Source organism: Streptacidiphilus jeojiense (genome assembly GCF_000719095.1).
GTDB classification, from domain to species: Bacteria; Actinomycetota; Actinomycetes; order Streptomycetales; family Streptomycetaceae; genus Streptacidiphilus; species Streptacidiphilus jeojiensis.
Genome location: NZ_JOEH01000004.1, coordinates 115,054 through 126,720, shown reverse-complemented (window position 1 = coordinate 126,720; position 11,667 = coordinate 115,054). Strand labels below are relative to the sequence as shown.

The 11,667-nt window shown below is 72.6% G+C and carries 9 protein-coding genes; 6 read left to right on the top strand and 3 right to left on the bottom strand.

Going from position 1 to position 11,667, the window contains the following annotated elements; genetic code table 11:
* The first annotated feature begins 154 nt into the window (after window positions 1–154).
* The 4 genes from IF29_RS0105530 to hrpA all read left to right on the top strand — a co-directional run bounded on the left by IF29_RS0105530 (window position 155) and on the right by hrpA (window position 7,975).
* The gene (locus IF29_RS0105530) at window positions 155–2,017 is read left to right on the top strand and encodes a bifunctional 3'-5' exonuclease/DNA polymerase (RefSeq protein WP_232242035.1); all 1,863 of its coding nucleotides are present in this window, start codon (window positions 155–157) and stop codon (window positions 2,015–2,017) included.
* A gap of 91 nt (window positions 2,018–2,108) precedes the next feature.
* Window positions 2,109–3,089 carry a quinone oxidoreductase family protein gene (locus tag IF29_RS0105525; RefSeq protein ID WP_030250362.1) on the top strand — a complete coding sequence of 327 codons (981 nt, stop codon included), beginning with the start codon at window positions 2,109–2,111 and terminating at the stop codon, window positions 3,087–3,089.
* Between the two features lie 71 nt (window positions 3,090–3,160).
* Window positions 3,161–3,646, top strand: coding sequence for a GNAT family N-acetyltransferase (locus tag IF29_RS0105520; RefSeq protein ID WP_051724929.1), 486 nt, complete (start codon window positions 3,161–3,163; stop codon window positions 3,644–3,646).
* A 30-nt stretch (window positions 3,647–3,676) separates the two neighbouring features.
* On the top strand, window positions 3,677–7,975 hold the full coding sequence (hrpA, locus tag IF29_RS0105515) for an ATP-dependent RNA helicase HrpA (RefSeq protein ID WP_084713592.1): 4,299 nt from the start codon (window positions 3,677–3,679) through the stop codon (window positions 7,973–7,975).
* A gap of 116 nt (window positions 7,976–8,091) precedes the next feature.
* Here the strand turns inward: hrpA and IF29_RS0105510 are convergent, their stop codons facing one another.
* The 3 genes from IF29_RS0105510 to IF29_RS0105500 form a co-directional block, all read right to left on the bottom strand.
* Window positions 8,092–8,544 carry a MarR family winged helix-turn-helix transcriptional regulator gene (locus IF29_RS0105510; protein ID WP_030250354.1) on the bottom strand — a complete coding sequence of 151 codons (453 nt, stop codon included), beginning with the start codon at window positions 8,542–8,544 and terminating at the stop codon, window positions 8,092–8,094.
* 137 nt (window positions 8,545–8,681) lie between these two features.
* Window positions 8,682–8,951 carry a GlsB/YeaQ/YmgE family stress response membrane protein gene (locus IF29_RS0105505; protein ID WP_030250352.1) on the bottom strand — a complete coding sequence of 90 codons (270 nt, stop codon included), beginning with the start codon at window positions 8,949–8,951 and terminating at the stop codon, window positions 8,682–8,684.
* A gap of 34 nt (window positions 8,952–8,985) precedes the next feature.
* Window positions 8,986–10,197 carry a PP2C family protein-serine/threonine phosphatase gene (locus IF29_RS0105500; RefSeq protein WP_051724928.1) on the bottom strand — a complete coding sequence of 404 codons (1,212 nt, stop codon included), beginning with the start codon at window positions 10,195–10,197 and terminating at the stop codon, window positions 8,986–8,988.
* 189 nt (window positions 10,198–10,386) lie between these two features.
* On the opposite strand from IF29_RS0105500, the gene IF29_RS0105495 reads away from it, so the two are divergent.
* Window positions 10,387–11,187, top strand: coding sequence for an SGNH/GDSL hydrolase family protein (locus IF29_RS0105495; protein WP_030250348.1), 801 nt, complete (start codon window positions 10,387–10,389; stop codon window positions 11,185–11,187).
* Between the two features lie 250 nt (window positions 11,188–11,437).
* Window positions 11,438–11,650, top strand: a complete 213-nt coding sequence (locus IF29_RS0105490) for a heavy-metal-associated domain-containing protein (RefSeq protein WP_030250347.1) — start codon at window positions 11,438–11,440, stop codon at window positions 11,648–11,650.
* Window positions 11,651–11,667: the final 17 nt, after the last annotated feature.

The window sequence follows — 11,667 nt, the reverse complement described above, 5'->3', positions numbered from 1 at the left end:
GTACTATATGTCCGCATTGACTGGCGGCGGAACTGACGTGGCGTCCGCTGCCGGGCCCCGGTCCTGTCAGTACCCGGTGGTACGTTCCGCAGACGACGTGATGACGACATGACGGGCGGACGACGACCGGGCGGGCGTGACGAGAGGACGGCAGGTGGCGGCGCAGCGGGTCGCGGTGGCGGCGGATCAGGACGGCCCCGGCGGTCGGCTGCAGCCGCTGGACGAGAGCGGGACCCCGCTGGCCGGTCCGACGCGGGTACCGGACCTCGCCGCCGCGATGGCCGACCTGGAGGCGACCGACTCCCCCCGCTGGGTCTGGGCCGCGACGGACGAGGTGTACGGACGGCTGCTGCCCCGGCTGGCGAAGGGTCAGCCGGTGGACCGCCGGCTGCCGGGGGGCCGGCTGGCCCGCTGCCACGACGTGAAACTGGTCGAGCCGCTGCTCCTCGGCCAGGAGGACCGCTACGGGCAGCCGCGCTCCCTCGGCGCAGCCTGGGCCCGGCTGCACGGACTGCCGGTCCCGGCCGACCTGCCGGAGGGACCGGCCGCCTCCGACGGCGACCAGGACTCGCTGTTCGCCCCGGACCGCACCCGGCTGCCCCCGGGCACGGACCCGCTGCAGGCCCTGGTCGCCGTGCACGCCGAGCAGCAGCGCCGGATCGCCGCGAGCGCCGACCCCGGCCGCACCCGGCTGCTCTGCGCCGCCGAGTCCGCGGGCGGCCTGGTCGCGGCCGAGATGGGTTTCGACGGGCTGCCCTGGAGCGCCCGGGTCCATGACGACCTGCTGTACGACCTGCTGGGTCCGCGCCCGCGCGGCGGGGCCCAGCCGGCCAAGCTGGCAGCGCTCGCCCAGGACCTGTACGAGGCCCTCGGCGGACACCGGCTCTTCGGCGGCAAGCCCTTCAACCCCGACTCGCCGGGCCAGGTGCTGCGGGCCTTCGCCGAACAGGGCGTCAGCCTGACCTCCACCCGCAACTGGGTGCTGCGCGAGCTGGACCACCCGGCCGCGCCGCTGCTGCTGCGCTACAAGGAGCTGTCCAGGATCCACGCCGCGCACGGCTGGGCCTGGCGCGAGGCCTGGGTCCGCGACGGCCGGTTCCGTCCGGAGTACGTGGTCGGCGGCGTGGTGTCGGGCCGCTGGGCCAGCCGGGGCGGCGGGGCGCTGCAGATCCCGCGCATCCTGCGCGGCGCGGTGGTCGCCGACCCGGGCTGGCGGCTGGTGGTCGCGGACGCCGGCCAGCTGGAGCCCCGGGTGCTGGCGGCCATGTCCGACGACCCCGGCATGATCCGCGCCGGCGCCGCCGGGGACCTCTACGCCGGGCTGGCGGCCGAGGCCTTCAAGGGCGACCGGGCCCGGGCCAAGCTGGGCCTGCTGGGTGCGATGTACGGGCAGACCACGGGCGAGACCGGCCAGCTGGTCGCGGTGCTGCGGCGGCGCTTCCCGCAGGCCATGGGCCTGGTCGAGGCCGCGGCGCGGACCGGCGAGGCGGGCGGGGTGGTCCACTCCCGGCTCGGCCGGGTCTGTCCGCCGCCGTCGGCCGGCTGGCTGGACCGGACGGCGGGCGCCTTCAGCACCGACGACGGCGACCTCGACGGAACCGGAGCCGGATTCGGGACCGGGACCGGATTCGGGACCACCTCCGACGGCAGCGGCGGCAGTGCCGCACGCGACGCCCGCTCCCGGGGGCGCTTCACCCGCAACTTCGTCATCCAGGCCAGCGCCGCCGACTGGGCCCTGGCCCTGATCGCCGGTCTGCGCCGGCGGCTGGCGGCGATCCCGGTGGACGTCCCCGGCGACCATCCGCGGCTGGTCTTCTTCCAGCACGACGAGGTGATCGTGCACACTCCGGCGCAGCTCGCCGACGCGGTGCGGGCGGCCGTGGCCGAGGCCGGCGAGGAGGCCCGGCGCCTGGTGTTCGGCGCGACCCCGGTGCACTTCCCGCTGGACACCCATGTGGCCGTCAGCTACCTCGATGCCAAGGGCGGCAGCGACGACGACCCGGACGACGAGGACTGACCGCATTCGCTTGAAGTGTTCGATCAAACGCGTACACTCATCACTGTTCGCAAATCATCGAACACTTTGGTTCGTCCTCCGGGGGTATGCCATGCGTGCAGTCGTCGTAGAACAGCTCGGTGCACCTGAGGTCCTGACCCTGCGTGAGATTCCGGCGCCCGAACCGGGACCGGGGCAGGTCCTCATCGACACCGCCTACGCCGGGATCAACTTCGCCGAGATCAAGGCCCGTTCCGTCGGCTACCGGGTCACCACCCTGCCCTTCGTGCCGGGTCTTGAGGTGTCCGGCCTGGTCCGCGCCGTCGGCGCAGGCGTCACCGGCTTCCGGCCGGGGCAGCAGGTGGCCGCGCTGCTGGACACCGGCGGCTACGCCGAGGCGGTGGTCGCCGACGCCGCCCGCACCTTCGCCGTCCCGGACGGGCTCGGTCTGCGCGACGCCGCGACCCTGCCCTCGGTACTGCCCACCGCCTACGCCCTGGTGCACCACGCCGGACGGCTCCGCGCCGGCGAGACGGTGCTGGTCCAGGGCGCGGCCGGCGGCGTCGGCACGGCGCTCGGGCAGGTCGCCAGACTCGCCGGGGCGGCCAGGGTCTACGGCGTGGTCTCGCACCCCGACAAGGCCAAGTACGCCCTGGACTTCGGCTACGACGAGGTCTTCGTCGGCGCCGACTTCGACGAGCAGGTGGCCCGTGCCACCGGCGGACGCGGCGTCGACCTGCTGCTCGACCCGGTCGGCGGCGACACCTGGCGGCGCGGCGTCGCCTCGCTCGCCCGTTACGGAAGGGCCGTCTCCTACGGCAACGCCGGCGACGCCGAGCCCTGGAGCGCCGGCTTCGCCGACCTCGCCGCCAAGGCGCTGTCGGTCTCCGCGTTCAGCATCCTGGGCCTGGCCGCCGCCGACCCGCAGGCCCTGCGCGATCTCACCGAGACCGCTTTCGGCCTCGCCGCGGCGGACGGCGTCCGGCTCCCGGTCACCGCCGAGTTCCCGCTGGAGCAGGCCGCCGAGGCGCACCGCCTGGTCGAGAGCCGCAGCAGCACCGGCAAGCTGCTGCTCCGCGTCAACGGCGACTGACCGGCACCACCCGTACCGGGACCGACCTGCACGCCCCGTACCGGGGCCGGGCACGGACCATACTGGGTCGGGTGATCAGCACCCTGCGACTTCACCTCCCCGCCGTCAGCCCCACCGCGGCGCTGGACCTCGCCTTCGGGGGCGGCGGCGGATGGTGGTGGCTCGGGCAGGGGCCGGGCGAGGGGACCAGGGCGATGGCGGGCGCGGTCGCCCGGGCCGACGAGGTCGGCTGGCACCGTCCGCCCTGGGGCCTCTACGCGATCATCCGGCGCGAGGACGGACACGCCATCGGCAGCATCGGCTTCCACGGACCGCCCGGCGCGGACGGGACCGTGGAGATCGGCTACGACCTGGTCCCGGAGGCCCGCGGCGCCGGGCACGCCACCGAGGCCGTGCACGCGCTCACCTCCTTCGCCTTCGCCCACCCCGCCGTCCGCAGCGTGCTGGCCCTCACCACGCCGGAGAACACGGCCTCGCAACGGGTGCTGGCCCGCAGCGGCTTCACCCGCGCGGAGCAGGACCCCGACGGGCTGCGGCGATATCGGGTCGACAGGTGAGGGGGCCGCTTGCGTAGGCTGGAGGGCGCAATGGGTACCCCGCAGAGCTCCGCCGCCGTCGACTCCTCCGCAGTCGCCCCCTCCACCGCCGCTCCGGCCGGCGATTCCGCACATCCCGACACCCCCGCGAGTCCCTCCCCGAGCGCGCCTGTGGCCGCGCCCGCGGACACGGACGCGGCCACCCCCGCGCGCCGTCCCCGCGGCGGGCGCTCGCGCGGTGGCGGGCGCCGGAGCGAGGGCGGAAACGCCCAGCACAGGGAGGGCGGGAACGCCCAGCGCAGGGAGGTCGGTGCCGCGCGCGGGGAGAGCGATGCTCCACGCCGGGAGCCCCGGAGCCCGCGCCGGAGCGCCGACGCCCCGCGCGGGGACGCCGGGCTGGCCACCGGCACGCTCGCCGAACTGATCGCCAAGCTCCCCGCGCTGACCCTGCGCGACGAGGAGCGGCTCGGCCGCCGGCTGGAGAGCCTGCGCAAGCAGCGAGAGCCCGAGAAGCGCGAACGCGCCCAGGCCGCCGTGGCCGCCGAGATCGAGGCCGCCGAACTGCGCGTCGCCAACCGCCGCGCCTCGGTGCCGACGCCGACCTACCCCGAGTCACTGCCGGTCAGCGCCCGCCGCGAGGACATCCTCGAAGCGATCAGGGACAACCAGGTCGTGATCATCGCCGGTGAGACCGGCTCCGGGAAGACCACCCAGATCCCCAAGATCTGCCTGGAACTGGGCCGCGGCGTCCGCGGCCTGATCGGCCACACCCAGCCGCGCCGGATCGCCGCCCGCACCGTCGCCGAACGCGTGGCCGAGGAGCTGGGCACCGAGCTGGGCCGGACCGTCGGCTGGAAGGTCCGCTTCACCGACCAGGTGGGTCCAGAGACCGCGGTCAAGGTGATGACCGACGGCATCCTGCTCGCCGAGATCCAGAACGACCGGCTGCTGCGCCAGTACGACACCCTGATCATCGACGAGGCGCACGAGCGCAGCCTCAACATCGACTTCATCCTCGGCTACCTCAAGCAGCTGCTGCCCAAGCGCCCCGACCTCAAGCTGGTCATCACTTCGGCGACGATCGACCCGGAGCGCTTCGCCCGCCACTTCGCCGACCCCCGCAGCGGCGAGGACGCCCCGATCATCGAGGTCTCCGGCCGCACCTACCCGGTCGAGGTCCGCTACCGCCCGGTGATCGAGGAGGGCGACGAGGAGACCGAGGACGGCCCGGACCGCGACCGCGACCAGGTCCAGGCGATCTGCGACGCCGTCGACGAGCTCGGCCGCGAGGGCCAGGGCGACATCCTGGTGTTCCTCTCCGGCGAGCGCGAGATCCGCGACACCGCCGACGCGCTGGAGAAGCAGAACCTCAGGTTCACCGAGATCGTGCCGCTCTACGCCCGGCTCTCCTCCGCCGAGCAGCACCGCGTCTTCCAGCCGCACAACGGCCGCCGCATCGTGCTGGCCACCAATGTCGCCGAGACCTCGCTCACCGTCCCGGGCATCCGCTACGTGATCGACCCCGGCACCGCCCGCATCTCCCGCTACAGCCACCGCACCAAGGTCCAGCGGCTGCCCATCGAGGCGGTCTCGCAGGCCAGCGCCAACCAGCGCAAGGGCCGCTGCGGCCGCACCTCGGACGGCATCTGCATCCGGCTGTACTCGGAGGAGGACTTCCTCTCCCGCCCCGAGTTCACCGACCCGGAGATCCTGCGCACCAACCTCGCCTCGGTCATCCTGCAGATGACCGCGGCCGGTCTGGGCGACATCGGCGCCTTCCCGTTCCTGGAGCCGCCGGACCGGCGCAACATCAAGGACGGCGTGGACCTGCTCCAGGAGCTGGGCGCGCTGCAGACCAGCGGCAGGGTCAACACCCTCACCCCGGTCGGCCGCAAGCTCTCCGCGCTGCCGGTGGACCCCCGGCTGGCCCGGATGGTGCTGGAGGCCGAGAAGCACGGCGTGGTCCGCGAGGTCATGGTGATCACCGCGGCGCTGTCCATCCAGGACCCGCGCGAGCGCCCGGTGGAGAAGCGGGCGCACGCCGACCAGCTGCACGCCCGGTTCACCGACCCGACCTCGGACTTCCTCACCTACCTCAACCTCTGGCGCTATCTGAAGGACCAGCAGAAGGCTCTGTCCTCCAGCCAGTTCCGCCGGATGTGCAAGTCGGAGTTCCTGAACTACCTGCGGATACGCGAGTGGCAGGACATCGACGCACAGCTGCGCCAGGTGGCCAGGTCACTGGAGATCGAGCTGGGCCACCCCGCCGACGAGGTGGACGGCGACGCCGTGCACCGCTCGCTGCTGGCCGGGCTGCTCTCCCACATCGGCCTCAAGGACGCCGAGAAGCAGGAGTACTTCGGCGCCCGCAGCGCCAAGTTCGCGATCTTCCCCGGCAGCGCCCTCTTCAAGAAGACCCCGCGCTGGGTGATCGCCGCCGAGCTGGTGGAGACCTCCCGCCTCTGGGCCCGGATCGCCGCCAAGGTCGAGCCCGAGTGGATCGAGGAGCAGGCCGCCCACCTGCTCAAGCGCAGCTACAGCGAACCGCACTGGGAGAAGGACCGGGGCCAGGTCGTCGCCTTCGAGAAGGTCACCCTGTACGGGGTGACCCTGGTCGCCCAGCGCCGGGTCGGCTACGGCTCCATCGACCCGGAGCTCTCCCGGGAGCTGTTCATCCGCCGGGCCCTGGTCGAGGGCGAGTGGCGCACCCACCACCGCTTCTTCCACGACAACCGCAAGCTGCTGGACGAGGTCGAGGAGCTGGAGAACCGGGCCCGCCGCCGGGACATCCTGGTCGACGAGGAGACCCTGTTCGACTTCTACGACCAGCGGATCGGCTCCGAGGTGGTGTCCGGGGCGCACTTCGACAGCTGGTGGAAGAAGACCCACCGCACCCGCCCCGACCTGCTGACCTTCACCCCGGACCTGCTGGTCAACGACAACGCGGCGACGGTCACCGAGCGGGACTACCCGTCCGTCTGGCACCAGGGCGACATCGCGCTGCCGCTCACCTACCAGTTCGAGCCCGGCGCGGAGGCGGACGGCGTGACCGTCCACATCCCGCTGACCCTGCTCAACCAGGTGCGGCCGACCGGCTTCGACTGGCAGATCCCGGGCCTGCGCGAGGACCTGGTCACCGCGCTGATCCGGTCGCTCCCCAAGGCGCTGCGCCGCAACTTCGTACCGGCCCCGGACTACGCCAAGCACCTGATGCGCGGCCTGGCGAAGCTCGACCCGTCGACCCCCTCCACCGAGGACAAGCCGCTGGTGGAACTGCTGGAGTGGCAGCTGCACGAACTGCGCGGGATCCCGGTGCCCCGGGAGAGCTGGAACTACGAGGCGGTCCCGGACCACCTGCGGATCACCTTCCGGGTGGTGGACGAGAAGAACCGCAAGCTGGCCGAGTCCAAGGACCTGGAGGCGCTCAAGCTCGACCTGCGCAGCCGCACCCAGGCCGCCATCGCCGAGGCCGCCGGCGGCCTGGAGAAGCGCGGGCTGACCGACTGGACCATCGGCGAGCTGCCGTACACCTTCGAGCAGAAGCGCGGCGCGCAGACAGTCAAGGGCTTCCCGGCCCTGGTCGACGACGGCGACTCGGTGTCGGTACGGCTGCTGGACACGTCCAGGGCCCAGCAGCGGGCGATGCTGGCCGGCACCCGCAGGCTGCTGCTGCTCGGGGTGAACTCCCCCGTCAACGCGATCCAGTCGCGGCTGGGCAACGGCGCCAAGCTGGCGCTGGCGGCCAATCCGCACGGCAGCACCGAGGCCCTGTTCGCCGACTGCCTGACCGCCGCCGCGGACCGGCTGATCGCCGACGCGGGCGGCCCGGCCTGGGACGAGGAGTCCTACAAGCGGCTGCGGGACTCGGTCCGCGCCGAGCTCTACGACGTCACCGCCGACACCGTGGTCAAGGTCGCCAACATCCTGGCGGTGAACCACCGGGTGACGGAGCGTCTGAAGGGCATCAGCAACAGCCTGGCGGTGCTCACCGGCCTCACCGACGTCAGGGCCCAGCTGACCGAGCTGATCCACCCCGGCTTCGTCGCCACGACCGGCCAGCGCCGGCTGCCGGACCTGCTGCGCTACCTCAAGGCGATCGAACGCCGGCTGGTCAAGCTCCCGGACGATCCGCACCGGGACCGGGACCGCACGGTGGCGGTGATCCGGATGCAGGACGCCTACGCCGAGCTGCTGGCCCAGCTGCCGCCGGACCGTCGCGACGAGGAGGGCGTGCTGCAGATCCGCTGGATGATCGAGGAACTACGCGTCAGCCTGTGGGCTCAGCCGCTCGGCACCCCCTACACGGTCTCCGAGCAACGCATCCTGAAGGCCATCGAGGCCCTCAGGTAGCGTTTTCGAGTGCGGACCGTAGCGGGTTGTTCGCGCAGTTCCCCGCGCCCCTGGTGTTTGGGGGCGCGGGGAACTGCGCGACAAGCCATGCACGAGCCGCACCCGAAAGCCCACGCTCAGCCCTGCTCCAGCACCGGCCGCAACCGCGTCAGCAACTCGTGCAGCACGCTCCGCTCCTCCTCGCTGAGCAGATCCAGCGCCTCATGCGTAGCCTGCATGTCCGCCCGCACCGCGCGAATCGCGGCTTCACCCGCGTCCGTGGCGACCACGATCTTGATCCGCCGGTCGCTGGCCCCCACCTCGCGACGGACCAGCCCGCGCGCCTCCAGCCGGTCGACGAGCCCGGTCACATTGGACGCGTCGCAGACCAGCTGCTCGGCGATCCCGCGCATCGGCAGCGGCCGGCGCACCAGCACCGCGAGCGCCTTGGCCTGCACCGACGTCAGCCCGTGCCGTGCGGCGACCGCGGCGAAGTCCTGGTAGTACGCGGCCCCGATGGCGGCGAACTCCTCGATCAGGTCCGCCTTGGTCGGGACGGCGGCGGTGGACGGCTCGGAGGTGCGATTCATGCCGTCGAGAGTACTGCAACAACTTGACATCATCAACGATTAAGGTGTTCCGGCATTCCCGCCTCCGCACCAACCGCGCGCCGGGTCCCCCGGCAGACCGTGAGTCGGCCTGCCGGGGGACCCGGTGGAACGCAGGGTCAGTTCTTGGACCTGACCTGGGGCCAGAAGGTCGCCCCCGCACCCACCACCACCAGGGCGCCGACCAGTTGCAGCAGGTGCCGGATCCAGTCGATGCCGCTGGTGTGGCGGACTCCGATCCAGGAGGCGACCAGGTTGCCGAGCAGCGCGCCGACGATGCCGCAGAGCACCGTGAGCCAGAACGGGATGGCCTGCTTGCCGGGGAGAAGCATCTTCGCCAGGACGCCCAGCACGGCGCCCACGATGATGATCCAAATGAGCTGGAACATGTCGACTCCTCCTTGATCGCCTGTCGCCCAAGTGTCAGGCCGGGGGATCCCCCTCGCACTCGGACGCCGACCGTCCGGGTGACGGGTCGGCCGGCAGTGCCTGCGCGTCCCTGGCCAGCAGCAGCAGCGCGGCGTCGTCCCGCAGCGACCCGCCGGCGTGCCGGAGCAGGTCGGCGTAGATGCGGGCGACGGCCGCCTCCACGTCGGCGCCGCTCTCGGAGACCAGCGCGGGGGCGCGCTCCGCCAGCGGGTAGAACGCACCGCCGCCCCGGTGCCGGGCCTCCACCACCCCGTCGGTGCACAGCACCAGCACATCGCCCTTGACGAAGGGCACCGTCCACGGCCGCGGGCCGCCGGGGGCGAGGTGGGCCAGCCCCAGCGGCACCCAGGGATCCGGCGGGTCGAGCAGCCGCGGGGTACCGCTCCCGGGCACCAGCAGCGGCGGGACGTGCCCGCAGTGCAGCAGTTCGACGCTGTCGGGCTGGCCGAAGCCCACCAGCAGCGCGGTGATGAACTCCCCGGAGGGCACGTGCCGCATCACGCTGGCCTCCAGCCGCCGGGCCACCCCGGTCAGCTCCGCCTCGTCGTACGCGGCCTCGCGGAAGGCGCCCAGCACCACGGCGGCGGACTGCACCGCGGCGAGCCCCTTGCCGCGCACATCGCCGATGATCGCGCGTACCCCGAACGGGGTGTCCAGCACCCCGTACAGGTCCCCGCCGATCTTCGCCGAGTCGGCAGCGGAGACATAGCGTGCGGCCAGCCGGATGTCGCCGACGGTCGGCCCGGGCGGGCGCAGCAGTGCCAGCTGGGCGGCCTCGGCGACGGTGCTCATGGCGACCAGGTGCCGGGTGCGGACGATCCGGAAGTAGGAGATGAAGACGCTGGCGGCGGACAGCGCGAGGTAGGAGACCAGGGTGCCGTAGAAGAGCCGCCGGTCGTACGGCTGGTCGAGTCCGTCGTAGCGGCTCAGGGCCACCAGCAGCGCCATGCCCAGACCGCTGGTCAGCACCAGTTCCAGCGGGTACAACGTCAGTGCGGCCAGCGGGGGGACCACGGACAGCAGCGAGGCGAGGTAGGTGTTGTCGCCCGCCAGGATGTCCAGCGCCGAGACCAGGGTCATCACCAGGCAGGGGGCCAGCAGCCGCTTCCACAGGCTGGCCTTGAGCAGCGCGGCCGCGTCGTAGCCGAGCGCATAGGTCCCCACGTCGCCGCGCTGCTCGGCCCGGTCGGGCTGATCCCCTGTCACACGGCGAATCTACCTGAATATCGGATGAACGCGGACATAGTGTTCACCCACCCGACCAGGCAGGAGGCCGGAGAATCCGGCCCCTTCACCCCCTCCCGACTATTCCCGCCCTTTACGTGGTCCTTATCACCACCGTCAAGCCACACCTACGGTGGCGTAGGTCACTTGAGGTGGTGAAGTATTTTCGGCATGGCTGCGCAGACTGAGACTCCCGCGTTCACTTCCTACGTCGCCCTCGGGGACAGCTTCACCGAAGGCCTCAACGACCCCGATCCGGAGGGCGGATTCGCCGGTTGGGCCGACCGGCTGGCCCGGCTGCTCGCCGAGGGCCGCCCGCGCACCCCCGAGGGCCCCTACGACTTCCGCTACGCCAACCTCGCGGTGCGCGGCCGGCTGCTGGACCAGATCGTCGAGGAGCAGGTGCCCCGGATCCAGCAGATGCAGCCCGACCTGGTCAGCTTCACCGCCGGCGGCAACGACATCCTGCGGCCCGGCAGCGACCCGGACGAGGTCGCCGAGCGCTTCGAGGCGGCCGCCGCGCGGCTGCGCGACTCCGCCGGCACCGTGCTGATCTGCACCGGCTTCGACACCCGCGACACCCCCGTGCTCAAGCACCTGCGCGGCAAGATCGCCACCTACAACGCCCATCTGCGCGCCATCGCCGACCGCAACGACCTCGCGGTCACCGACATCTGGGCACTGCGGACGCTGCGGGACCGGCAGGCCTGGAGCGAGGACCGGCTGCACCTCTCCCCCGAGGGCCACCAGCGGGTCGCCCTGCTGGCCGCCCGCGCCCTGGGCCTGGACACCGCCGAGGCCCCGGACGCCCCCTGGCCGGCCACCCCGGTGCACACCCCGGCCGAACTGCGCCGGGAGAACCTGCACTGGGCCCGCGAGCACCTGCTCCCCTGGGTCGGCCGCCGGCTCCGCGGCGAGTCCTCCGGGGACGCCGTCTCGGCCAAGCGCCCCGACCTGCTGCCGCTGGGCTGAGCCCGCCGGTCCGGCCCGCCGCCCCGTCACCCTCCGTCGCAAGCCCGCCCGGCCCGTCCCCACCCGGGGGCGGGCCGACGGCGTTTCCCGGGGCGGAAGCCGTCACATCGTGTCCCTCTGGTTACCCTCTGTACCGGAAGCCCGCGACCGATCCGGATTTCCGAACTTTCCAGCGCTGCGTCGAAATACCCCCTAGGGGTATGGTGTTGGATAGGTCAGAGAGCACAGCACCGACTCATGGAGGAACAACATGTCCACTGCCGTCTTCACCGTCTCGGGCATGAGCTGCGGTCACTGCGAGAAGTCGGTGAGCGAGGAGATCAGCGCCCTGCCCGGGGTCACCGAGGTCAGCGCGGACGCCAAGGCCGGCACGGTCACCGTCGCCTCCGAGCAGCCGCTGGAGGACGAGGCCGTGCGCAGCGCCGTCGACGAGGCGGGCTACCAGCTGGTCGGCCGGGCCTGAGCACCGGTCGGGGATCG

What these genes read in the sequence shown, in the direction of transcription:
- IF29_RS0105505 (WP_030250352.1), bottom strand. Translation starts at nt 8,951, where the DNA reads ATGTTCCAGCTCATTTGGATCATCATCGTGGGCGCCGTGCTGGGCGTC.
- IF29_RS0105525 (WP_030250362.1), top strand. Translation starts at nt 2,109, where the DNA reads ATGCGTGCAGTCGTCGTAGAACAGCTCGGTGCACCTGAGGTCCTGACC.
- hrpA (WP_084713592.1), top strand. Translation starts at nt 3,677, where the DNA reads ATGGGTACCCCGCAGAGCTCCGCCGCCGTCGACTCCTCCGCAGTCGCC.
- IF29_RS0105490 (WP_030250347.1), top strand. Translation starts at nt 11,438, where the DNA reads ATGTCCACTGCCGTCTTCACCGTCTCGGGCATGAGCTGCGGTCACTGC.
- IF29_RS0105510 (WP_030250354.1), bottom strand. Translation starts at nt 8,544, where the DNA reads ATGAATCGCACCTCCGAGCCGTCCACCGCCGCCGTCCCGACCAAGGCG.
- IF29_RS0105495 (WP_030250348.1), top strand. Translation starts at nt 10,387, where the DNA reads ATGGCTGCGCAGACTGAGACTCCCGCGTTCACTTCCTACGTCGCCCTC.